Annotated in this window: 17 protein-coding genes, 1 tRNA gene and 3 pseudogenes; 13 read left to right on the top strand and 8 right to left on the bottom strand. The window is 45.8% G+C overall.

Features of this window, described 5'->3' with window-relative positions:
- The first annotated feature begins 55 nt into the window (after positions 1–55).
- The gene (locus tag RIM23_RS01205; RefSeq protein ID WP_446363741.1) at positions 56–1,582 is read left to right on the top strand and encodes a 2-succinylbenzoate--CoA ligase; all 1,527 of its coding nucleotides are present in this window, start codon (positions 56–58) and stop codon (positions 1,580–1,582) included.
- A gap of 185 nt (positions 1,583–1,767) precedes the next feature.
- On the opposite strand, the pseudogene RIM23_RS01200 reads toward RIM23_RS01205, so the two are convergent.
- Both RIM23_RS01200 and RIM23_RS01195 read right to left on the bottom strand, forming a co-directional pair.
- Positions 1,768–1,848: pseudogene (locus tag RIM23_RS01200) on the bottom strand (winged helix-turn-helix domain-containing protein); the annotation flags it as partial.
- 73 nt (positions 1,849–1,921) lie between these two features.
- A pseudogene (locus RIM23_RS01195) lies at positions 1,922–2,617 on the bottom strand (glycosyltransferase); the annotation flags it as partial.
- Positions 2,618–2,835: 218 nt separating this feature from the next.
- Here RIM23_RS01195 and RIM23_RS01190 point away from each other — a divergent pair.
- Positions 2,836–2,927: transfer RNA gene (locus RIM23_RS01190), tRNA-Ser, on the top strand.
- A gap of 121 nt (positions 2,928–3,048) precedes the next feature.
- On the opposite strand, the gene RIM23_RS01185 is transcribed toward RIM23_RS01190, so the two are convergent.
- Entirely contained in the window at positions 3,049–4,503 is a 1,455-nt protein-coding gene (locus RIM23_RS01185) for an isochorismate synthase (protein WP_446363752.1), read from the bottom strand.
- A 196-nt stretch (positions 4,504–4,699) separates the two neighbouring features.
- Between RIM23_RS01185 and RIM23_RS01180 the strand changes: the two genes are divergently transcribed.
- Positions 4,700–4,939 carry a hypothetical protein gene (locus RIM23_RS01180; RefSeq protein WP_446363739.1) on the top strand — a complete coding sequence of 80 codons (240 nt, stop codon included), beginning with the start codon at positions 4,700–4,702 and terminating at the stop codon, positions 4,937–4,939.
- A gap of 139 nt (positions 4,940–5,078) precedes the next feature.
- Here the strand turns inward: RIM23_RS01180 and RIM23_RS01175 are convergent, their stop codons facing one another.
- Positions 5,079–5,597, bottom strand: coding sequence for a hypothetical protein (locus tag RIM23_RS01175; protein WP_446363737.1), 519 nt, complete (start codon positions 5,595–5,597; stop codon positions 5,079–5,081).
- Between the two features lie 202 nt (positions 5,598–5,799).
- Here RIM23_RS01175 and RIM23_RS01170 point away from each other — a divergent pair, with 202 nt between their 5' ends.
- The 3 genes from RIM23_RS01170 to RIM23_RS01160 all read left to right on the top strand — a co-directional run bounded on the left by RIM23_RS01170 (position 5,800) and on the right by RIM23_RS01160 (position 9,847).
- Positions 5,800–6,402 carry a cytochrome P450 gene (locus tag RIM23_RS01170; protein WP_446363735.1) on the top strand — a complete coding sequence of 201 codons (603 nt, stop codon included), beginning with the start codon at positions 5,800–5,802 and terminating at the stop codon, positions 6,400–6,402.
- 113 nt (positions 6,403–6,515) lie between these two features.
- Positions 6,516–7,427, top strand: a complete 912-nt coding sequence (gene menA, locus RIM23_RS01165) for a 2-carboxy-1,4-naphthoquinone phytyltransferase (RefSeq protein WP_446363733.1) — start codon at positions 6,516–6,518, stop codon at positions 7,425–7,427.
- 623 nt (positions 7,428–8,050) lie between these two features.
- The gene (locus tag RIM23_RS01160) at positions 8,051–9,847 is read left to right on the top strand and encodes an alpha-glucosidase family protein (RefSeq protein WP_446363751.1); all 1,797 of its coding nucleotides are present in this window, start codon (positions 8,051–8,053) and stop codon (positions 9,845–9,847) included.
- Between the two features lie 36 nt (positions 9,848–9,883).
- Here the strand turns inward: RIM23_RS01160 and cax are convergent, their stop codons facing one another.
- On the bottom strand, positions 9,884–10,996 hold the full coding sequence (cax, locus tag RIM23_RS01155) for a calcium/proton exchanger (protein ID WP_446363731.1): 1,113 nt from the start codon (positions 10,994–10,996) through the stop codon (positions 9,884–9,886).
- 490 nt (positions 10,997–11,486) lie between these two features.
- Between cax and RIM23_RS01150 the strand changes: the two genes are divergently transcribed.
- Positions 11,487–14,138: a DUF3536 domain-containing protein gene (locus tag RIM23_RS01150; protein WP_446363729.1), complete on the top strand. Its 2,652-nt coding sequence runs from the start codon at positions 11,487–11,489 to the stop codon at positions 14,136–14,138.
- A gap of 129 nt (positions 14,139–14,267) precedes the next feature.
- Here RIM23_RS01150 and RIM23_RS01145 read toward each other — a convergent pair whose 3' ends face one another.
- A complete protein-coding gene (locus tag RIM23_RS01145) occupies positions 14,268–14,846 on the bottom strand; it encodes a fasciclin domain-containing protein (protein WP_446363727.1) in 579 nt (192 codons plus the stop codon).
- Between the two features lie 437 nt (positions 14,847–15,283).
- Here RIM23_RS01145 and RIM23_RS01140 point away from each other — a divergent pair, with 437 nt between their 5' ends.
- Positions 15,284–15,895, top strand: a complete 612-nt coding sequence (locus RIM23_RS01140; RefSeq protein ID WP_446363725.1) for a Uma2 family endonuclease — start codon at positions 15,284–15,286, stop codon at positions 15,893–15,895.
- Positions 15,896–16,061: 166 nt separating this feature from the next.
- Here RIM23_RS01140 and RIM23_RS01135 read toward each other — a convergent pair whose 3' ends face one another.
- Positions 16,062–16,553 (bottom strand): pentapeptide repeat-containing protein, encoded by a 492-nt coding sequence (locus RIM23_RS01135; protein ID WP_446363723.1) that lies wholly within the window; start codon positions 16,551–16,553, stop codon positions 16,062–16,064.
- 495 nt (positions 16,554–17,048) lie between these two features.
- Between RIM23_RS01135 and RIM23_RS01130 the strand changes: the two genes are divergently transcribed.
- The 3 genes from RIM23_RS01130 (at position 17,049) to radC (ending at position 19,287) form a co-directional block, all read left to right on the top strand.
- Entirely contained in the window at positions 17,049–17,303 is a 255-nt protein-coding gene (locus RIM23_RS01130; protein ID WP_446363721.1) for a GlsB/YeaQ/YmgE family stress response membrane protein, read from the top strand.
- Between the two features lie 168 nt (positions 17,304–17,471).
- Positions 17,472–18,233: an HAD family hydrolase gene (locus RIM23_RS01125; protein WP_446363719.1), complete on the top strand. Its 762-nt coding sequence runs from the start codon at positions 17,472–17,474 to the stop codon at positions 18,231–18,233.
- A gap of 322 nt (positions 18,234–18,555) precedes the next feature.
- On the top strand, positions 18,556–19,287 hold the full coding sequence (radC, locus tag RIM23_RS01120; protein WP_446354732.1) for a RadC family protein: 732 nt from the start codon (positions 18,556–18,558) through the stop codon (positions 19,285–19,287).
- Between the two features lie 75 nt (positions 19,288–19,362).
- Here the strand turns inward: radC and RIM23_RS01115 are convergent, their stop codons facing one another.
- The gene (locus tag RIM23_RS01115) at positions 19,363–21,000 is read right to left on the bottom strand and encodes a sensor histidine kinase (protein ID WP_446363717.1); all 1,638 of its coding nucleotides are present in this window, start codon (positions 20,998–21,000) and stop codon (positions 19,363–19,365) included.
- Between the two features lie 423 nt (positions 21,001–21,423).
- Between RIM23_RS01115 and RIM23_RS01110 the strand changes: the two genes are divergently transcribed.
- A complete protein-coding gene (locus RIM23_RS01110; RefSeq protein ID WP_446363715.1) occupies positions 21,424–22,623 on the top strand; it encodes a general stress protein in 1,200 nt (399 codons plus the stop codon).
- Positions 22,624–22,905: 282 nt separating this feature from the next.
- Positions 22,906–23,153, top strand: a pseudogene (locus RIM23_RS01105) (hypothetical protein); the annotation flags it as partial.

Genomic DNA, 23,153 nt, shown 5'->3' with positions numbered 1-23,153 from the left:
TACCCTAACGGTATTGCAAAATTATACCTAATAATTTGTACGGTCTTTTAAGAAAATGAATTCTATCTTAACGGCTATAAAACAGCGCAATAATAATTGGTTTATTGGTTGGGATAACAATCAATTCAATGAAATGAACCAGGAAATATTGAATCAATTTTATAAATTGAATCGAGTGGGAACAGTTCCTAAGATTATTCTGGCTGAATCTAACCCTTGCCGATTCCTGGCTGCATTTATCGCCGCTGTTGCTGCCGATTGTTCAGTCTTTTTAGGCAATCCAAACTGGACACCACAGGAATGGCAGTATGTTTTAGCATTAGTCCAACCCGATTTAATTTGGGGAGATTTGTCAATAGTCATTCCTCAAGAGTCATTTGTCAAAAATAACGGACAATGGATAATGGAGAAGGAAGCTACAATGGGTGTCACTGAATTGGGCGTTTGTCGTCAGCGCTTTAGCGTTGATGGCACTAAAGTGCCTACTACGAACCCTAAAATAATGATTCCCACAGGAGGTTCCTCTGGTAAGATTCACTTTGCCATGCACACCTGGGATACCTTAATGGCGTCGGTGCGAGGGTTTTATCAGTATTTTGACCAGAAGCCTGTGAACTCATTCTGTGTCTTGCCGGTGTATCATGTCAGTGGGTTGATGCAATTTCTGCGATCGCTAACCACGGGAGGACGATTTGCTAGTCTACCCTTTAAAGACGTGGTGGCGGGAAAAGGACGAGATATTGACCCAAGAGATTTTTTTATTTCCCTCGTTCCCACTCAGCTACAACGATTACTCCGGGTGAATGCGGCGAGTTGGTTATCCCAGTTTCCCACGGTTTTGTTAGGTGGTGCGCCAGCGTGGGAGTCTCTCTTAACTGAGGCGAGACAACAGGATATTCGTTTAGCGCCAACCTATGGAATGACGGAAACGGCGTCTCAAGTGGTTACCCTGAAACCGGATGCATTTCTGGCGGGGAATAATAGCTGCGGTCAAGTTCTCCCTCACGCTAAAGTTACAATTCGCAGTACAACTGGGGAAGTTTTGGGGACGAATCAAATAGGGATTGTCACGATTGAAGCAGAATCTTTGGCTTTGGGTTACTATTCCTCAGGAGATCAGGGAAAATTCCCCCATTACCAATCACCAATTGAGGAAGAAAAAGCATTATGTATGAATGCAACGCCTGATAAAATCTCAACGCTGCAATCTGATGATTTGGGGTTTTTTGATGATCAGGGGCATTTAAATATTGTCGGACGGCACAGCCATAAAATTATTAGTGGGGGTGAAAATATATTCCCAATAGAAGTTGAAGCGGCTATTTTAGCTACCGAATTAGTGAGTGATGTTTGTGTGATTGGCATACCCGATGAATATTGGGGGCAAGCGGTTACAGCGGTTTACGTCCCTCGTTTATCAGAGGTTTCTGTGGATGTTTTAAAAGCGGCGCTGGTTGATCGATTAAATCGGTTTAAGCAGCCTAAATATTGGGTTTATATTGAAAAATTACCCCGTAATGAGCAAGGAAAAGTGAATTATGAATTTGTTGAAAAAATAGCTTTAGCAAAATTTACACAGTAGGGCTTTGTACCTCATCAACCTGAAATCTGCTGTAATTCTCGTGCTGACAATTCTGTGACTAAATTCTCCCGTTCTGGTCTATATAAGCAGTCGCCTATTTGTATGGATAGTAACTTTGTAGGGGCGGGTTTCACAACTTAATTTTATTCTTGACCCTAATATGACTAAACCCGCCCGCACAAGCATCAATTAAAACAATAACCCATACCTCTGACGGTTTCAATTAAGTCACTGCCTAACTTCTTACGCAGATATCCAATATAGAGTAAGCCCAAGCTTTTGGCATTCCCCTGTGAAGTCTCCAAGTCCACGTTCCCATAGGGGTCAGCGGTGGGAAGTTCAGGCGCTAGCTTGTTCCAACACCTGGGAGGAGTTTCGGACTAACTGAAGATAAAGGTCACTAACTTGATGTGCGACACCATCCCAGCAAAACTTTTCCTCCACCCGCTGTCTTGCCCTTTGACCCAATTGATTGCGCCAGTCGGGGTGAGACAGAATCCGGTCTATTGCTTCAGCAAAAGCTACCTCATCTTTAGGCGATGCCAGTAATCCGGTTTCTTCGGGTACGACAGTAAACTGCAACCCACCGACATCACTGGCAATAACTGGTGTACTACAAGCCATAGCTTCAATTGCCACTAGACCAAAGGGTTCATAGTGACTGGGAACAACGCAGACATCAGCAGCCGTATAGTAAACTGATAGAAGTTCATCGCTAATGCGTCCGGTAAATGTGGTAATATCCCTAATCCCCAGTTCATCAACGATTGCCTCAATCCGTTCTCGCTCAATCCCGTCACTTTGACCCGGACGAGATCCCCCGCCAATAATCAGTTTTACCTGTGGATAATGGCGTATCTGGGAGCAACCCACAGCGCGAACTAGCGTTTCTATGCCTTTGCGCGGATCAAAGCGTCCCACATAAAAGATGATTTTGTCGTCAGGATTCCATCCTAATTGTTGTCGTGCTTGAGTGCGGTCAATCGCCCCAAAGCGTTGAATGTCTGTGCCACAGGGAATAATCTCAATATTACCCTAAAGTTGCAATATGTAAAAAAAAATTTAGTTATATGAAGATATCGCCAATGCTTCACCCGTACAGCAGCGTAAAGAGCAATGTCCGTGACAGACACAGACGTAGTATGCTACGTCTGTACTCAGGGTATTTCACCGCAACCTGATAGGGTAGGTAATTTCCCGCCTCCACTAGACAAAAAGGGATTCTAATCTGCTATGATAGTCAGGGTCATCTTGGAGAGGTGGCTGAGTGGTCGAAAGCGGCAGATTGCTAATCTGTTGATAGGTACGTAAGGCCTATCCGAGGGTTCGAATCCCTCCCTCTCCGTTCAATCAACTCCTTCGGTGGAACCAAGCCATTAGATTCACCGTTCAGTATACTGGCATAGCCATAAGCAGGCTTATGGTAGGGGTACAACATGTTGCAGACGGTGAGTGTCAAGAACTAACTAAAGCAAGGCTTTGAGTAATGCCTGAAGCTTGAGTTGAATTTCTGCCAGTTCCTTGTCTGGCTCAGAACCAGCAACAATTCCCGCTCCCGCGTAGAGTCGAGCGCGGTAGGTGTTATCCTGAGTTGCAGAAAGTGGGTTGTTGTCGATTAATGCTGAACGAATACCGACGATGAATTCACAATTGCCTTGATAATCTATCCAACCCAATGGGGCTGCATATAGGGAGCGGTCAAAAGTTTCGTAGCGGCGGATCTGTTCTTGCACAATCTGGGTAGGGACACCTGCTACAGCAGGGGTAGGATGAAGTTGGGCGACAATATCTAGGGGATGGACATTGGTCAAAAGTTGTGCCTGAATCGGTGTCCACAAATGCTGAATGTTGGAGAGTTTGAGCAGTTGGGGAGCTGGTAAACATTGGGGGATGAGTCCCAACTCAGATAAACGTTGAGTGATAAAATCTAGCACAAATTGGTGTTCGCGCTGCTCTTTTTCAGAACCAAGCAAGCGATCGCCAAAATCAGCGTCTTCAGCGGCTGTCCTTCCACGAGGTGCTGATCCAGCTAAGGCATCGGTGATCAATAAACGCTCACGAATACTAATTAAGCGTTCAGGACTAGCACCGAGAAAGTTCTGTCCTTTACCATTACTAGCTGAAAAGATATAGCAATCCGGATAGCGTTGGCGCAGATTATCGAGGGAGTTGACAACATTAAAAGGCTGGTGCGAAACAATATCAATGGCGTTAGCGAGAACAATTTTGCTAAATTGATTGGCATGAATTGATTTTAAAGCGGATACGACGGCTGACTTAAAGGATTCAGCCTTGATTGAGTTGGAATTTATAAATTGAGAATAATTAAGGCGGGTCAGGGAACTGGGTTGATGCCCTGACCCTGTAATTTCAGCAATCTGATTGTATAGTTCTTTCAGGAGAACTTTGAGATTAACGCCAGAGTCAACTTGAAGATTTGCAACGAATGTACAGCTATCTTTTCGATAAGCTACTTGCCAACGGGGAAGAAAAATCGTCGCCGATGAAAACGGAGACTCCTGGGTTAAAGCAAAAAAGGTAAAAAAGCAAAAAAAGTGAGGACCGGCAAAGGAAATCCTTTTTTGTTGTTCAGTCCAAATCCAAGTGTCTTTGAGATAACGATGGATGACCGTCTTGGCGTGTTGAAATCGATTGATTCCTTCAACTTCAGCAGAGATCGTCGCATCAATAGCCAGAATCGATTCGTTTTCCTTGCGTTTTTCTAAGTAAAACTGAAAGTGTTGAGGTTCAGCGATAATCTGGAGTACAGCCAGTGGATCGACCCGGGGAATTTCCACAGAAATACTGGCAATTTGAGTACAGCCTTTCTCAACAGATGCCTGCTGACAAGCGACAAGGAACTGGTATAGCTCCTTGTGGTTTGGCAAGCGATCGGTATGAGATGATGATAAATACGCCATGTACAAGAGGATTGCAGATTTTGGGTGATCCAGGCAAGACAGTTTCCCCAGATGTCGGCTACACGACTCAACGTCTGCCTTTCTATCTACCATTGCATATTTTGCCCAGTCAGCCATAAGGGAGTTAATCCAGTTGACTGAATCCCCCGCCTTATGGGTAAAGTGTTACCTGTTGCCTCAGCCCGGAAAAATTTGAATGAAATTGCCTGATGGTCCGACGTTGCCGTTTTTTGTGCAAACGCTGCAACTCATCGCTGATCCGCTTAAATTTCTCGACCTCTGTACGCAGCGTTACGGCGATGCCTTTACCCTCCGCTTACTGGGTCGGAACTCCCCACCTGTGGTCTTTTTCAGCCACCCCCAGGCAATTCAATCCATATTTACCACGTCCTCTGATAAATTTGAGTTGGATAAGAAGTGCAAGAAATTGACGTGATCGGGCGTATTGTCACTGATCCCCTAGACGATAATCCCATGATGTGGGATTGGAATTCACAACAGACAAACAACGTTCCAGACGTAGTATACTACGTCTGGAAAATTCTCTTATCTAGTTGTATGCCAGCTTTTCGCTTTTATTTAAAAGGATCTCCTTCAGGGAAGCAGAGGTCTATTCTTTCTTGTTTTATTTGTTCTTCCCGTGCATAAAGTGCTTCAATTTGCTTAACAACATCTTCGGAAATACCCATTGCAGTTGCTGACTTACGTACAGCCGCTTTTTCGGCATCGTTGTATTCCCCATCGGAGGCAGCCGCTTTAATGGCAAAATAAATTACCGCTCTTTTTGATTTATTAGTAGCTAAAGTAGCCGCAACAACCTCGTTAATGTCTTCATCGGCTGGATAATTTTCTAGTTCTTTTAGTAAAGAGTCTGGTGCGCCACTAACAGCAGCACGACCAATTACCCAGTTTCTTTCTGCTGGTGTCAGAACTCCATCTCCATTTGCAGCAATTAATAATGCTTTCAGAAAAGTCGGACGTTCTTTGCCCGTACAAATTTTGTCTAAAGCCCAACCCCACAACTCTTTGTAATACCATTTAGCCGTAATTTCGCGAGATGGTTCAATCCCAGATCTTGACATCGTTGTTGTCATTGATTTCACCCCTTAGATTAATTGAAATACTGAATATTGTTCTTCAGCTATTTGACATAATAACAATAATCTATGATTTTTTATAAAAACTAAATTTTAATATTTTTTTATGTTTAGCATTATTCCCTAGGGATCTTAGCGCTCAACCCATGATAATACCAAACATGATTATATCTGACTATATTGTTATTGAAACTTTACAATGTGTCATGAAACCACGGCGTCTGCTTTGGCGTGGGCGTTTTACTGGCTGCATCGTCAGCCGTTATGCTTAGAGAAAGCAATGCAAGAGTTAGACAGCTTGGGTGATAATCCTGAACCTGAAGCGATCGCGCAACTCCCCTATCTTACGGCTGTCTGTAAAGAAGCGCTACGACTGTACCCCATTGCCTTAATTGCTCAGCCGCGTCAGGTGAAAGAATCCGTGCAGATACAAGGTTATGAATTAGAGCCAACAGCGATCGCGGTGCCTTGTATTTATTTAACCCACCGTCGCCAGGATGTCTATCCCGAACCTGACCAGTTTAAACCCGAACGCTTTTTGGATCAGCAGTTTTCCCCGTATGAGTATTTCCCCTTCGGTGGCGGTAGTCGTAGCTGCATCGGCATGGCATTGTCCCTCTTTGAAATGAAGCTGGTTCTGGCAACGGTTCTATGCCGTTATCAGTTGGCGATTGATCCCAACACGTCTGTACAACCGTGGCGACGAGGGATTACCATTGTTCCCTCTAAGGCTTGTCCCATGGTGGTGAAGACCCAGCGTCATGTTCATTCAGCTAGAGAAAAAGTCATAAGTTATCAGTAATACGTTGTAAAATAGAGTACCTTTTTGATCCGATTTCTAGACCCAAACCGGGAAAACAAGGATTTATTGCTAATTGGATCAGCGCTAATTTACTGGATGTCTAACTTGCTCTCATGACCACAAAGTTCATTGCTCATTCCCAAAATAAGTTATGGTTAGCGGCGCTTAAACCGCCGATGTATAGCGTGGCTATCATTCCCATTTGGATTGGTACGGCTGTAGCCTACGGGGAAACGCACCTTATGCATTGGGGAATTTTTAGCACATTTTTACTGTCAGCTATTTTAATTATTGCTTGGCTTAACCTTAGCAACGATGTGTTTGATGCCGAAACAGGGATTGATCGCAATAAACCCCATTCACTGGTGAATTTAACCGGAAATAAATCTCTGATTTTTGGGTTGAGTAATCTATTTTTAGCTGTAGGTATCCTGGGCATCATCGCGATCGCGTGGTGGCAACGGGACCCGACGGTGATTGGTATCGTCTTGCTTTGCTGCGCTTTGGGGTATAGTTACCAAGGTCCGCCCTTCCGACTGGGTTATCAGGGTTTAGGCGAAATTATCTGCTTTTTTACTTTCGGTCCCATGGCGGTGGCGGCTGCTTACTACTCTCAAGCCCAAACCTTCTCGTCAATGGGGTTAGCTGCTTCCATGATTATTGGCATTAGTACCTCGATTATTTTATTTTGCTCCCATTTCCACCAAGTCGAGGACGATATAGCCGCCGGGAAGCGATCGCCGATTGTTGTCTTGGGAACTCAACGCGGTGCTAAATTACTCCCTTGGTTAAGTGGCAGCATTGTTGCCCTGACAGGTTTGTTTATTGTTTTGGGGATGTTTCCGATTTGGACAGGATTGATCCTGGTGAGTTTACCATTTGCCCTTGAGTTAGTGCAGTATGTTGGCTGCTATCACGATCAACCGGAAAAAGTCAGCAACTGTAAATTTATCGCCGTTAAGCTGCATTTTTGGAGTGGACTATTCTTGGGGTGGGGCTTTGTCCTGCCTAATCTATGGTATTGATGTCTTCCCCCTCACCTAGGTGTTCAACTTAACCTGAAAGCAGGGGAAGCGGGGGAAGCAGGGGAAGTTAGGGAATAATTTTGACCGGTGAGTATTATTTCTTAATTGTCTACTAGGACAGAGGAAAGCTGCATTTTAAAATAAGGTATAAAAAATTAAATTAAACTATTTAAATCTTTGGAGCAATCTCCAGCGTTGAAGCTAGGCGTTTTTTGTTTACATTTATTTACAAAATTGCCGAGATAGATTTCCATCTCTTGAACGAGATTTGGGTGAGTTAGTGTTAACTCCTTGGAGGGAGGTAATGTTAAGTTCCAGAAGCATACAATTTAGTTAATCGTCCATGATTCACTCACCTTAAGATTCAGAAGCGCTCTAAGCTGAGTGAAGTTCATGCACAAGTATTATGGTTTGTCAATAGTCACCAAGAGAGTCTCGATCAGACGCCGACTTTGAGTGCCAGACAACAGGCGGCTGAGGCTCATCCCCTTTAACCGAACCAAACCTGCAATTCCCAACTTAAATAAGGACAAGTATTAAGGTTGAATGCAATTATTTTCAGCCAATTTACTTCATCCTTATCCCTAAACTCATCTTTAACAAAGGATTCAACCATGCAACTGATGGATACGACAAAACCCCACGAAAATACCACTAAAAAGATAGAATATTGGTGGCAAACCCCTGTACTCAATCGTCGGGCATGGACGTGGGAAGATGCTCGTAATGTGAAACACCAAGGCGAGTGGTGGCAGAATGCGGTTATTTATCAGATTTCTCCACAGAGTTTTAAAGACAGTGATGGCAATGGTGTAGGTGACTTGAATGGCATTATTGAACAACTCGATTACATTGCCTCTTTAGGTGTCGATGCCATCTGGCTGTGTCCAATTTATGAATCCCCGATGGAGGATTTTGGCTATGACATTACCGATATGCGGGATATCGACCCGCTTTTTGGCTCTCTAGAGGATTTTAAACGACTTTTGGCAGTGGCTCACTCCATGGGATTGAAAGTGATGCTAGATCAAGTTTGGAGTCATACCTCTGATCAGCATCCCTGGTTTCTAGAAAGTCGGCAAAATAAAAATAATCCTAAAGCAGACTGGTATATTTGGGCAGATCCTAAGCCCGATGGTTCGCCCCCCAACAACTGGCTATCAGCATTTATGGGTCACAGTGCTTGGCAATGGGGACCGGAACGTAAACAATTTTATATGTATAATTTCTTAGAAAGCCAACCTGACCTGAACTGGCACAATCCAGATGTGGTTAACGCAATTTTGGTACGGGCAAAATTCTGGTTGGAGTTAGGAATTGATGGTTTCCGCATCGATGCGCCTAACTTTTTTATGCACGACGCCCAATTGCGGGATAACCCTGTTCGTCCGAAAGATGCGTCTTTACCTGATGGCGTCGCCCCCGATAATCCTGTGGTTCGGCAACTGTTTAAGTACAACTTCTGCCGTCGAGAAACCTTAGACGCCCTCAAACCTATCCGTGAGTTAATGAATCAGTATCCGGGTACGGTTGGTTTAGGCGAAGTTACGTTCTGTGAAGACTCCATTGCCCTTGCCAGTGAATTTGTTGCAGGTGATGAACGGTTGCACATGGCGTACCATAGCGGACTCCTCGTCGATGAACCCATCAGCGCTAAACTGATGCGCCAGATGATGGAAAAAGTGTTAAGTAACTTTACCCAAGGTGGTGATTGTTGGATTGTCGGCAATCATGATTATGGTCGCCTGCGATCGCGCTGGACTGGAAAGGATGCTCAGGGAAATCCTTATCCGGAGAAATTTTATCATCTGATTGCGGCACTGCTTCTATCCTTACCGGGTGCAATATGTCTCTATCAAGGCGATGAATTGGGTTTAACCGAGGCAAGAATCCCTGAAGATATTCCTGTAGAAGATATTAAAGATCCTTTTGGTCAAGCCCTTTATCCGGCAATTAAAGGACGAGACGGTTCGCGCACACCAATACCATGGCAAGGGGATGCCCCCCATGCCGGATTTACCACGGCGGAAGAACCCTGGCTACCTGTTCCCGAAAGTCATTATCAACGGGCGGTGAATCTGCAAAATAAAGATCCTAATTCACTCCTAAATACCTGGCGTCGTTTACTCCACTGGCGCAAAAAACAACCGGCATTAGAAGCAGGTAACTTGGAAATTCTGGATACGGAGGAACCGATTTTTGCCTTTATCCGGGAATATGCCGAACAGCGAATCCTTTGTATTTTCAATTTGAGTAACGAATCTGCCCGCTATGACTTGTCGGGATATCCAGGATGTGAGGAAACTAAAGGATTAGGCTTTACCACCAATCGCCAGGGTAATACGATCGAAATTCCTGGCTATAGTGTCTTCTTTTGTAATATGCCCCTGAGCTGTGATTATCAACTCAAGTCGAATTGAACGTGTAGAGACGCGCCATGGCGCGTCTCTACTAGGTTATGCCAACCCTTCCACAACCGGATGGAAGTAAAACGCTAACCCCAAAACCACATAAGCCGCAAGCAGCAAAATCCCCTCCAACCAGTTTGACTTACCGTCAGAACTAATGGAATTGGCGATTAACACCGCGACGGCTACCGCCACCAGTTCAAAGGGGTGAAAATCCAAATCCATTGGCTGATCCAAAAACCAACCCGCAATCACCAAGACAGGGGCAACAAATAGGGCAATTTGTAAACTTGATCCCACCGCCACCGACACCGACAAATCCATCTTGTTTTTCATCGCCACTGTCACCGCCGTGGCATGTTCTGCGGCATTACCAATAATGGGTAATAGAATCACTCCTGTAAATAGGGCAGTTAATCCTAACTGGGAGGTGGCTTCCTCTAAGGTATCCACCAATAGTTCCGACTCCAACGCCACCAGTAGGGTTACCCCAAGTAACACCCCAATCCACAACTTTAAATTCACCTTATGTTCGAGTTCCTCACTAGGAACGGCTTCCCCCTCTTGTAACTCAATATCCACCATACCCACATCAAAAAGATAGCTGTGAGTTTTCATGGAAAACAGTAAGGTGAGGGCGTACACCACGATCAACACCCCAGCAACGGCAACCGATAATCCTTGTAACGTTTCTTCATCAATTCCCGGCGTCGTGGCATCCATCGCCGTCGGTAGTAGCATGGCAATGACAGCCAAATTCATTGAGGAAGCATTCACCCGCGCCACAATCGGTTGAAAGTCCTGTTCCTTGAAACGCAACCCGCCCAATAGCATAGATAATCCCATGACCAGCAGCAAGTTGCCAATAATTGATCCCGTAATCGTGGCTTTGACCACATTGACTAAACCAGCATTTAGGGCAATGAGGGCAATAATCAGTTCTGTCGCATTGCCAAACGTGGCATTGAGCAACCCACCCAAGGTGGGTCCAGCCACAACCGCAATTTCTTCCGTCGCCTTTCCCATCCACGCCGCTAGGGGAATAATCGCCAGGCAGGAGGTAATGAAAACTATAGCTGATCCCCATTCCAGAAAATGTGCGGCAATGGAAATGGGGACAAAAATTAACAACAGAGACAGAATCGTGTTTTTGTTCAGCATCTAAAAATAAGCAGATGGGTACAGATTAAAGTTAACGGTGAGGATTGTCATTTGTCATTCGTTGATTGTTGAGTGGGAAACATCTCTCCCCTGCTCACCATAGTTCTACATGTCTCTACAGGCTCTCCCCTACTCCCCTGCCCCCTACAGATCCCCAGCAAGAGGTGCCATAATGGGCAAGAATTGCTATAGTGCGATTAAGTTGTGTGAATTTATCGCAAGTTCTATTAAGTTTCATCGATTTTCAGTAAATATTGCGGTTGAATACAAGATTAAAGGCACAAATTGTTACAGGTTCATCCCCAAATGCAAGTTTAGCAACTTGTGCGAATGATTTTGTCTCTACTGGGCTGGCGTTCCCTACTGAAATGGCTAGCTTTCAACCCAAAATTCGTTTAGCTAATCTTTCAAATCATCCCTACTCAAGAGCGAAAATTAGTAGAGTAGGGGAACCGGTCTGACTCGTTTTCTGTGGAATTTGGTGATTTCAATGACTTCTGCTGCTGAACTTTCAGCTTCACAAGCTGCGGCAATCAGTCCCATCGCGACCTTACCCGAGGAGGCTGAGATTGCATCCGATCCCCTGCAGACAGCCAGGGGCGTCTACATAACTGTTCACGGGCATTTTTATCAACCCCCTCGTGAAAATCCTTATCTGGATACCATTGAACGTCAGCCCTCGGCGGCACCGTTTCACAACTGGAATGAACGAATTCACCACGAATGCTATCGCCCCAATGCCTTTGCACGGGTGTTAAATGGTTACGGCGAAGTGGTGGAGATCGTTAATACCTATGAATATCTCAGCTTTAACATTGGTCCGACGCTGATGTCGTGGTTGGAACGCTACGACATGGAAGTTTATGAGCGGATACTGGAAGCAGATCGCAAGAGTTGTCAACGGCTTAACGGTCATGGCAATGCGATCGCGCAAGTCTATAACCATATCATTCTTCCCCTCGCCAATGAACGGGATAAATACACCCAAATCCGTTGGGGAATGGAAGATTTCCGCTCTCGCTTTGGTCGTGATCCCGAAGGAATGTGGCTGGCGGAAACAGCGGTTGATTACCCCACCCTGGAAGCTATAGTGGCAGAAGGGATTAAGTTTATCATTCTTGCACCGTCCCAAGCCGAACGCTGTCGCCTTCTACCGACAGAAGACAATCCTGATCCGGATTGGCATGAAGTGGGTGGAGGTCAGATTGATCCCAGCCGCCCTTACCGTTGTTTCCTCGAAAGCGGTGAATTTATCGACATCTTTTTCTACGACGGTCCCATCTCACGGGATATGGGGTTTAGCGATGTTCTTAGTAGTTCCGAACATTTCGCCGGTCGTCTAGGGATCGCGATTCATGGGGATCACCGTCCCTCCCAGATTATTAGTGTGGCAACCGATGGGGAAACCTTCGGACATCACAAACGCCACACAGAAATGTGTATCGCCCATGCTTTTACCCAAGTCTTTCCCCACCGTAACTGGACGGTGACCAACTATGCCCATTACCTCAGCATCAGTCCGCCGACTTGGGAAGTTATTCTCAAACCCGTAACCGCTTGGAGTTGTTCCCATGGCGTCAACCGTTGGCAAGATGACTGCGGCTGTGGTGGCGGCGGTGGTTGGCATCAGAAATGGCGGCGTCCCCTGCGAGACAGCCTGAACTGGCTGCGGGATCAGTTGGTTCCGGTGTATGACGAGAGGGGACGTCAGTTTTTCCGCGATCCTTGGGCGGCGCGGGATGAGTATATCCAAGTGCTTCGCGATCGCTCTTTGGAAAAGGTGGAGGAATTTCTTAACCGTCACAGCGTTGCGCCTCTCTCTCCCACGGAACAAATCGACGCCCTGCGGCTGTTGGAAATGCAACGCCACGCCATGCTCATGTATACCAGTTGCGGCTGGTTCTTTGAGGAAATATCCGGGCCAGAAGGGGTACAGATTTTACGCTATGCGGCGCGGGCGTTGGAGTTAGCTGGAGAGGTGGCTGGTATCCAGCTTGAGCTAGGTTTCTTGGAACGCCTTTACCTCGCACCGAGTAATATAGACTGCTTTAAAACCGGGGATGTGGTCTATCGGCAACTGGTAGTATCGGCGCAAATTACCTTTAAACAAGTTGCCGCCCATTACGCGATTAGTTCCTTATTTACCAACTATTCCCAACAAGACCGCCTCTACTGCTACCAAGCGCATCAGCTTGACTATCAACTCCAACGTATGGGTTCACTGACGTTGGCAGTGGGTCAATTGCGACTGGTGTCTGAGATTACTTGGGAAAATATAGAATTAGTCTTTGCTGTTCTCCATATCGGGGGCTGGGACTTCCACTGCTGTATTCAAGCCTTTACCGGGCGTCGGGTATATACCCAGTTGAGGGACAAGATATTTGAGGCGCTCAAGCAAGCCAGTGCTGCCCATACGATTCTGGCAATGAATCAGATGTTTGGTGAGCAGTCGTTTAGTTTACAAAATCTGTTTGCTGAAGAGCGACAACGGATTATGCAGCTAATTAGTCAGGAAACCCTGACACGACTAGATCAGCTTTATAACCAGATGTACCGGGATAATTACGGCGTGTTGATGGCATTCCATCGGGATGAATTGCCCGTACCGAAAGAATTGCAAGTGGCAGCAGAAATTGCTTTGTCCAACCGTTGCCTGATTGCGATTAAAGCCCTAGACATAGAGATGAGCGATCCCCAAGCTATCAATGCTCAGATAGCTGAACTGGAAGCAATCGCCACAGAAGCGGGGCATTTACGGTGTCACCTGAATATCCCAGAAGCCAAGCTAACTCTGGAGAGATTAATTTGGCGAGCGTTGTGGCAACTTTTGCATGAGGGTGATCCCGATACCCTCGCCGAGGATATCCGTCAGATTGATCGGCTGATTGAGATTGGCAATCGGCTGAACCTCGGTTTATCTTTAGACCGTTGTCAGGAACTCTATTTCAACTGTTTACACACCTCAATCGTGCCACAGTGTGAACTGGCAATTCAAGCCCAACGCCTGAGTGACCACAAGAATGGACATCAGGCGCAGCTTACGGCGACAAATCCTTGGACGATTATCCGACTGCGCCAATTGCTTCAGCTTGGTCAACTTTTGTCTGTGGAAGTGAGTCCTTGGTTAAGTCAGTTGCTTTAATCAAAACTCGGTCAGGGCGGGTTTTGAACAAAAGTTATCATCAATAGCTTGGGCGAATGCCCTAAACCCGCCCCTACTTTCCTCTAAACTTCCCCAATCACCTGTTTTCCAATCCCCAATCCCCCATCCCTAGGGCAATAGAACTGCACTAATCCCATGAATCATGCCGTTAGATGCAGGAATATCTGCCAGAACCACGGGGATACCATTGACAAAAACTTCGCTAGCATCGCTGACTCTTATGGTTAAGGGTTTACCCGCTAGGGTGGTTAACCGTAAGGTCGAACCGGGGGTTAAGCCAAAGGTGTTAATGTTACCGGGAACAACGTGATACGTGAGGATTTCAGTTAATCGAGAGCGGTTTTCGGGTCGGAGTAAAGTTGCAACAGTTCCCTCTGGTAAAGCAGCAAAGGCTTCATCTGTGGGGGCAAAAATGGTAATTGGTCCCCTCCCCGCCAGTGCTGAGGTGAGTCCGGCGGTTTTGATCGCATCCGTTAGGGTGGAGAAAGCGTCGTTGGCGGTTTCGAGTTCATCAGCTATATTGTTTACGCCTCGTTGAGCAATCAGGTGGAGTCCGGGTTCTGCCTTCAAGAGGCGAGGGGATTCGGTGACGCTGTTGGCGGGTAATGCGATCGCGATACCCAGACTGGCAAGACTTAAGCAGGCGGTTAGTTTCCTCAAGGTGGAAGTAAAAGAGCGGGCTGGCATGAATTTTTCTCCTTAGAACGGGGATTTATCCTAATCCGGCGAGAATACTTCTACTATACCTGAAAGGATAGTGGGGCATGAATCACACTTTGTGAGTAAATTTGTTTTCATGTTGTTTGTTGATAAGTTTAAAGGTGATAGACTATCAATAACATTGCAAGGGTTCGAGCAAGTGTTTAACTTAATTTACGAGTTTAAATTAAAGGCAAATCGCACAGAGATAGCCATCTTTGAAGATTGGCTATAACAGTGTCGTCGGGTTGACAACTATGAACTGAAATAGCGCAAAGATTGGGTGATTTCTCTGAAATCACCTTATTTAGTTTGCTCGATTTCGCATGAGTATATCATCCCGGCTGATGCCCCAGCACCAAACTATAATAGTCATAGAGGCAACGATCGGAATCGTATACGAGGATTTTAGAGGAACTTAAGCCATGATTCAGTCGGCACCCAACCTACTAACATTTGAAGAGTTTCTGGAATGGTATCCCGATGGACGAGGGCGTTATGAACTGTATGAGGGAGTTATAGTTAAAATGAATCCAACTGGAGACCACGAAGAGGTTGCCGCTTTTCTCAACCGCAAGCTGAATGTAGAACTTGATCGCCAAAGTCTCCCCTACTTTATTCCCAGAACCTACCTCGTCAAACCTCCTAGTATTCCATCAGGTTATCAGCCCGATGTCATCGTCTTAGACAAAAACGCCTTGCACGATGAGCCACTTTGGAAAAAATCATCAACTATCTCACAGGGAAAATCAGTCAAATTGGCAGTAGAAGTTGTCAGCACTAACTGGCGAGATGATTACCTGACTAAAGCCAGAGATTATGAAGAAATGGGGATTCCAGAATATTGGATTGTTGATTACTTGGGGTTAGGTGGTAGACGATTTATTGGCAATCCAAAACAACCCACTTTTTCAGTCTACCAACTTGTTGAGGATGAGTACCAGGTTAGTCAGTTCAGGGGAGATGACCGCATCGATTCTCCAACGTTCCCAGAATTGAACTTGACAGCCAAACAAGTCTTTAGCGCTGGAGCATGACAAAATAAAACTCTACTGAAGCCGATAAATTATTCATCGTTCATGGCAACTTCACCTGGCAATTAACCCGGTAGCTTGCTGATGAACAAAAGCTCCAGATAATTGAGTGCATTTAATCTTTTGAAAAAATCCCCCAATTCCTTACCCGTCCCCGTCCATCAGACAATTAAGAACAACCGAGAGAATCCCTTGTGGCTACGCCAGTTTTAGAATTAATCCCTGAAGCCTGCTGACATAACTGTTGCAGTTGTGCGCCATCTAGGAGGGCATCGGTGAAGTCCGCACCTGTGATTAATGTATTATCAAACACTGATCCAAGTAAGAGAGTTTCGACTAAAATCACATCACTTAAATCTGCTCCAGTTAAATCTGTCTGATCTAACATGCCATAGCTTAAATCAACACTGTGCAAATTAGCATTAGTCATCACTGACCCACTAAAAATAGCACCTCGCAAGTCAGCATAGGCAAAATTACTTAACTGTAAATTGGCATTGGCAAATTCAGCCCTCTGTAAATTTTGACCGGAAAAGTCTTTGCCTGTGAGTTGGGCGTGACTGTAGGATAAGGGAGGCGGATAGTCAGCCGCTTGAGCAGATAGAGGATGAACGAATAGAGCGATCGCGACTAGGAATGCTATCAGTTGGCGAAGAATCATCTCAAATTGCCTGATTGACCTTAATTCTTTTCCCCTATTAAATCTGATTAGTGTTGAGTCGGTCAAATTCAGGAAGCGGGGGTAGCAAGCGTGCAAGACGTATGTAGTGGCGTGGCACACCTAATTTAGTGGATGACGCTTACACCCGGAAACCGTAGGGGCGCACAGAGCTTGCGCCCGATTTAATCGTCAAATCTATTCCCCAAGTTTAGCCGTGCCACGTCAGTAGATTAGCGCAGAATACCTAAGTAGATTAGCACACAAGATGCCCGCACCACTCCATCCATAAGGGAGGCGTACATCCGAGGGTGTCACATATTCTTTCACTTTAAGAGAGGAAAATAATCTCGCATTTATTTAAGTAATGTAAATCGCTCCTAAACCTTCTTTCTTAGGATAGATAGGCTTCAAGACATTTCTTGATAATCTAAAAACTGTATTGATTAAAATCTGATTGACTAATCATTAAATTATTAAACTAAGGAGGACATTACTATGGGAATTTTAGCCTGGATTGTTTTAGGAATTATCGCTGGCGCGATCGCGAAGGCAATTTATCCAGGACACCAAGGCGGTGGCATCCTCGCTACCATGGCACTGGGAATCGTTGGGGCTTTAATTGGAGGCTGGATTGGTAACTTGCTCTTTGGAGTAGGTTTTACAGGCTTTACTTGGTGGGGTTTCCTAGTGGCAATTGTAGGCGCGATGGTCGTCTTGTTCATCTACGGTCTGGTTACGAAAAACGCTTAGTTGTCCCTTGATCGGATAAGCTGCTCCCCCGCTTAAAAGTTGGGGGATTTTACATTGTTTGTCCGACTCTTTTCCCAGAGAAAGGTTTTGTTTGCTTCCAGAAGCCGCTTGCATGTTGCCATCTTATGTCGGTATAGTTGCTGACATAAGACCAGTGACATAAGACCAATGACCAAACTTCGAGCATTAATCTTTGACGTAGATGGGACATTAGCGAATACAGAACAAGACGGACATCGTGTAGCATTTAACCACGCCTTTGCTGAAGCTGGATTTGATTGGGATTGGTCTGTTTCCCTCTATGGTGAATTACTAGCAGTTGCTGGTGGGAAAGAACGTATCCGCTTTTATTTGAACCAATACCGCCCTGATTTCTCACCTCCCGCCAATTTCGACGAGTTCATTGCAAATCTGCACCGGGCGAAAACTCACCATTATCAGCAACTTATCGCCACGGGGGCTATTCCCCTGCGTCCCGGTGTGCAACGATTGATTAAAGCGGCGCGATCGCAAGGAATTCGGTTAGCCATCGCCACCACTACCGCCCCTACTAATATAACCGCCCTTTTGCAGCATACCCTAGGGGAGGAGAGTCCGGCGTGGTTTGACGCGATCGCGGCGGGTGATATCGTCCCGGCGAAAAAACCCGCCCCAGATATTTACCACTATGTACTGCGGCAAATGGATTTGCTACCCCAAGATTGTTTAGCGATCGAAGACTCTGATCAGGGTTTAATTGCGGCGACGCAAGCGGGTATCACCACGCTGATTACAGTCAACAACTATACAAAAGACCAAGATTTTGCCCAAGCGGTACTCGTGTTAAATCATCTCGGAGAACCTGATCAACCCTTTACCGTTCTCGCCGGAGATGCTGGAGATAGCCGATATGTTGATATAAAACTCCTGAACAATCTACATCACCGTTAGAGCCTCGGTTCAGTTACCACAGTTAGCTGTGAAAAGACTACAATTAATGGCGGCTCAAAAGTCACGTCCCCTCTTCCCCAATCCCCAATCCTCAATCACCTAACCTTACGAATTTGAGTCCAAAATTCTATTAATATAGCAATTCAATTGCAGCCATGATATCATGTCCGTCTAGACAGTGATTCTTGACTTTTACCTTGCCACCTTACTCCTTACCTTCCGCCCTAGAGCATTCTGCCATCTGCCTTAAAGAGTACCAAAGTGTAAGTATTCAACCAAACCTGATAATGACCGGCTTGTCCCGGACTGATGGGGTAGCGTTATGACCTATAGCCTTAGAATTGCGGATATTCCTGCTAGCGAACGTCCACGCGAACGATTAATGGCAATTGGTGCCAAAAATTTGGCGACGGCGGAACTGATTGCCATTTTGCTTGCCACAGGTCAGGGAAAAGGTAAACTTTCAGCAGTAGGTTTAGGACAATATATTTTGCAGCAATTGAGTCAAGATGAGCGCGATCCCATGGCAGTATTGCGAGATATCTCAGCCCAGGAGTTAATGCGTATCCATGGCGTCGGACCCGCTAAAGCTGCCACCATTCTAGCCGCCATTGAACTGGGAAAACGAGCCTTTCAGTCTCGCCCGACAGAAGGCACAATAATTGACAGCCCCACAGCGGCGGCGGCGGCTTTGAGTCATGAGTTAATGTGGCAAACTCAGGAGCGTTTTGCCGTGTTACTGTTGGATGTGAAAAATCACTTATTGGGGATTAAACTCATCTCGATTGGTACAGCAACGCAGACATTAGCCTGTCCCCGTGAAATCTTACAAGCCGTCTTGCGCCATGGAGCGACACGGTTTATTGTGGCGCACAATCACCCAACAGGTAGTGTTGAACCCTCTGAGCAAGACATTTTTCTGACCAAACAGCTTTTGCAGGGGGCGCAGCTAATCGATGTGCCTTTAGTGGATCACTTGATTTTGGGAGATGGCGATTATCGAAGTCTAAATATTACGACTTCATTATGGAAGGAATACCCCCAAGATATTTAACCTTTGAAAGTGTTTCCAGAGCATCTATCTACATTAGGCATTGCTGACTTAACCCAAATGGAATGAACCCCGAAACTATACCAATATTCCGCCTTGATTTGTGCTATTATTCCCAACTTCCAAGGGCAGAAATATCGTCATCACTTCTCCCGCTTGGGGTCGCTGACGCACAATTAATTTACCTCCTAATGCTTGGAACATGTGCTTGGTCACGTTCAGATTCAAACTTAAACTGCCTGTTTCTGGCTGAAACATTAGTAACTGACCAATTGATTTTAACGTCTGGCAGGTTGACTGTCCCAACACATCAGCATTCCCCGAATTTTCTGGGTCAGGTTGAGACTGGAATTGCAATTTTAACTGGTTTCCGGCGGGTGTTACCTGCACCTGAATGTGACCACCTGCAGGTAAGGTGCGGGTAAAATTCTCCACTAAACCCGTCAATACCTGATCCAACATTGAGGGATTACTCACTACTGTGGGCAGATTTTGCGGCAATACGACATCTAAGCTAACATTACGCCTTTGTGCCTGCTTTTGCCAGTGGGGAATACTGTTCTGGAAAATTTGAGCCAACGACATTGATGTGAGATTAACCGGTGCTTCTTTAACCGCTTTTGTTTCTAATTCAACTGCTTTAAAAATTAACTCCATGCGGTTAATCTGTTCTGTACATTCATGATCTATAATTTCCAGACGTCGAATAACTTCTGGCGCTAAATCTCGACGTTTTAATAATAATTTTGTTAACGTGCGAATCGTCGTCAGCGGTGTACGGACTTCATGGGTTAAAGCTTGCAGAAGTTCAATATCTGGGGTGGCTTCACGGAGCTGGGATACTCGATGATTGACACGAGTTTCTGATTTAGCTAATGGTTGCCAATCCCGGTCTTCAATTGTCTCACTGTAAGACGGGTCTTTAGATAATTGAGTGACTGAATTACTCGGAGTTACAGCTATGGTTTCATTCTTAATTTCCGGGGAAGATTCGGGCATGTTTTGTAGCAACTGACGCCCAAATTCCATGACAATCTGATAATCTGGGCGCTGGGGGGCAAACTGCTTAACTAATGTATTTAAATAACTCAGTTGATGGGGATTGGCTAATAACAACCGAGGATAAAGAGACGCCCAAGCTTTTTGCACATCCTTTGGATCAAAGGAGAAGCGAAACCCAGGTACACCATTTTGGTCTTCTCCCGCCGCCATGACTAAACTAAAGCCACGGGTAAAGACCAAACAAAACTGCTCTGTGCTCAACGAGTCAGCCGGAAACAACCGGAGTTGATATGTGGTATTAACCGTACCTTGAGTCCTTTCCGGTTGAGCTGGAGGCAATTGAAAGGGCATAAAACTCCAGGGGTTTAGGGTTTCACTGGTAAACACCCCAGTGTGGAAATGGCAAAGGAGATCTGAGTGACTTAAAACGGGTGCAGGACCAGCTAAAACTAACCCGTTTAGGGAGGTTGAATGGTCGGCTTGATCCCGTTGGCAAAGGAGTTGTAAGAGTAACTGTTCCAGAGACGCGATCGCACTCTGCCATTCTCGTTGCGATCGCGTCTGTTGTCTCATTCGGCGACTAGTCTCACTGCGCTGTCCTTTATCCATGACAACCTTCGCAGGTTCAACCTGAGATTCGACCGGATTGTTGACTCCAGTCTGCGTATTCTGAGCTAAAACTTCACTGATGTTTGGTAACAACCACTTTTGCACCGCTATCTATCCCCATGAACAACCAGTTCTACTTGTCTATCTATGAGGATACTGGTACTCATCATCTCTCTGGGGTCGTAGAACCGAACCCATGAGTCGCAATTTCCGTGGATTGTCCTTTGTTATTCGTCATTCGTCCTTTGTTCAGGGAACAGACCATAGGAGCAGATGGATTTATCAGGGTTGTGTAGGGGCGGGTTTTACTACTATCGTTTCTTGCCTTACCCAAATTTGATTAAACCCGCCTCGACTACCCCATCCTGCATAATTCATAATTTCTTCATAATTCAGACAATTCTTTCTTCCTACAGATGGACAAGTTGCTGATGTGGGTTATCTCGCACGATTGATGAATATCTGCAACAGAAATGTAGAAATAGGGGTATCAGGGTGAAAACCTATAGATAGATGGAGGCAAATACTATGACATTAGGTCAATATCAGCGAGGTGTGGGTGTCTTTTCCAGCCGACAAGCTGCTGAAAATGCTCTAGAACATCTGAGGGATGCTGATTTTCCCATGAACCAAGTATCAGTCATTGCCCGAAATGAGGAGCAAATTGCCGGAGTGGATGTGCAAGATGATACCGAAAATGAAGCGGGTGAAGGTGTTGTGGCTGGTGCGGTTGCGGGGGGAGTTACAGGAGGTATCGTAGGTTTAATTGGTACTTTAGGTGCGATCGCGCTTCCGGGAGTTGGACCCATTTTAGTCGGGGGCGCAGCGACGTCGGTCATTGGAAATACACTTCTGGGTGGGGCTGTTGGTAGCGCTGCTGGAGGCTTATTTGGGGCGTTAATTGGATTGGAAGTTCCGGAAGCCGAAGCTAAACTTTATCAAGATCGCTTAGAAAAAGGACATTACTTAATCCTAGTTGATGGCACACCCGATCAGATCACCCGTGCGGCTTCTATCCTGAAACCTCGAGGAATTCAAGAGTGGAGAAGTTATGAGCGTCCGACGGTGAATACCCCAGTTTCTACCTATACTCACCCAACGACTGCTGCTCAGGTTGGATATCCTACACCCCTAGGCGCCGCGTACACAGGACCCTTTGGCGAACCCTTGGGTGCAACGCCGACAGGTGTAACCCCGTCTCCCCCGTCAACAGCACCCGGAAAGCAAACTCAGCGAGCGATTGGCGTCTTTTCTTACGAGCAAAATTTTAAAAATGCTCTCGATGAGTTAAAAGCGGCTGGATTTCAGATGAACCAGGTTTCGGTTATTGCCAAAGACGCCGAACATCCCGATCAGGTGGCTGGGGTGAGAGTAACTGATCCGTTGAGTCATGAAAAAGCTAGAGATGCAGCCACAGGGACTGTAGCTGGGGGTGTCTTAGGCGGATTGACTGGATTGCTGGTTGGGTTAGTCACCTTAGCGGTTCCTGGGGTTGGTCCGGTGGTATTTGTCGGAACCGAAGCCGCCGTGATCGCTTCTGCATTAGGCGGAGGTGCTATTGGTGCAGCAGGGGGTGGTTTGGTGGGTCTACTGGCTAACTTGGGAGTTCCCGAAGAACAAGCCAAACGCTATAGCCATCGCCTCTCTCATGGGGATTATCTGGTGTTAGTTCAGGGAACAGATGAGCAAATTCAGCAGGCTGAAACCATTCTGCGCGATCGGGGTTAACTAACAGTCCGTAAATATCTAGACAATTATTGACATAACTAGACATTTTCTCTGATATAATCAGGAAATGTCTAGTTTCTACCCCAACAAGCAGCTACTCGACTTTGTGTGACGGTCTTGCAGGTTGCACCGATGGGAACTCAACTGCTGGCATAGGAGCTTCTCGGACGGCTGGTGGTCCGGAGTCAATATGATATTGTTGACTTAATTGGTAAATATGGGAGTCGAAGTCATAAGCACAAAAAAAATAGTGCCCGAACTGAGGGAGGTAGCCAAAAAGCGATGACGACTCTTACTTATTGCAAAGGCTTGCCAACTCCTGCCGATGAACTTAACCCCATCGGTTTCACCGAATTGGAGATGTTTTTAACTTCATTGTCCGATATATTTTATCAAGCAACAGTTGAAACAGTTAACCATTTATTAAATAAAGAAATAAAATTTAATCAATCCAGTTGGAATAGTTATATTCAAGAGAAATACGGAATCAGTAAGCGTTATGCTAACGGAGTAATTTCATTAGCTAAAGG

Source organism: Coleofasciculus sp. G3-WIS-01, assembly GCF_040223135.1.
Lineage (GTDB): Bacteria > Cyanobacteriota > Cyanobacteriia > Cyanobacteriales > Coleofasciculaceae > Coleofasciculus.
The sequence above is the reverse complement of the archived record's forward strand: the minus strand, read 5'-3'. Positions and strand labels throughout refer to the sequence as shown.

Coding starts and splice junctions, on each gene's coding strand:
- RIM23_RS01205 (WP_446363741.1), top strand. CDS start 56: ATGAATTCTATCTTAACGGCTATAAAACAGCGCAATAATAATTGGTTT.
- RIM23_RS01185 (WP_446363752.1), bottom strand. CDS start 4,503: ATGGCGTATTTATCATCATCTCATACCGATCGCTTGCCAAACCACAAG.
- RIM23_RS01180 (WP_446363739.1), top strand. CDS start 4,700: ATGAAATTGCCTGATGGTCCGACGTTGCCGTTTTTTGTGCAAACGCTG.
- RIM23_RS01175 (WP_446363737.1), bottom strand. CDS start 5,597: ATGACAACAACGATGTCAAGATCTGGGATTGAACCATCTCGCGAAATT.
- RIM23_RS01170 (WP_446363735.1), top strand. CDS start 5,800: ATGTGTCATGAAACCACGGCGTCTGCTTTGGCGTGGGCGTTTTACTGG.
- menA (WP_446363733.1), top strand. CDS start 6,516: ATGACCACAAAGTTCATTGCTCATTCCCAAAATAAGTTATGGTTAGCG.
- RIM23_RS01160 (WP_446363751.1), top strand. CDS start 8,051: ATGGATACGACAAAACCCCACGAAAATACCACTAAAAAGATAGAATAT.
- cax (WP_446363731.1), bottom strand. CDS start 10,996: ATGCTGAACAAAAACACGATTCTGTCTCTGTTGTTAATTTTTGTCCCC.
- RIM23_RS01150 (WP_446363729.1), top strand. CDS start 11,487: ATGACTTCTGCTGCTGAACTTTCAGCTTCACAAGCTGCGGCAATCAGT.
- RIM23_RS01145 (WP_446363727.1), bottom strand. CDS start 14,846: ATGCCAGCCCGCTCTTTTACTTCCACCTTGAGGAAACTAACCGCCTGC.
- RIM23_RS01140 (WP_446363725.1), top strand. CDS start 15,284: ATGATTCAGTCGGCACCCAACCTACTAACATTTGAAGAGTTTCTGGAA.
- RIM23_RS01135 (WP_446363723.1), bottom strand. CDS start 16,553: ATGATTCTTCGCCAACTGATAGCATTCCTAGTCGCGATCGCTCTATTC.
- RIM23_RS01130 (WP_446363721.1), top strand. CDS start 17,049: ATGGGAATTTTAGCCTGGATTGTTTTAGGAATTATCGCTGGCGCGATC.
- RIM23_RS01125 (WP_446363719.1), top strand. CDS start 17,472: ATGACCAAACTTCGAGCATTAATCTTTGACGTAGATGGGACATTAGCG.
- radC (WP_446354732.1), top strand. CDS start 18,556: ATGACCTATAGCCTTAGAATTGCGGATATTCCTGCTAGCGAACGTCCA.
- RIM23_RS01110 (WP_446363715.1), top strand. CDS start 21,424: ATGACATTAGGTCAATATCAGCGAGGTGTGGGTGTCTTTTCCAGCCGA.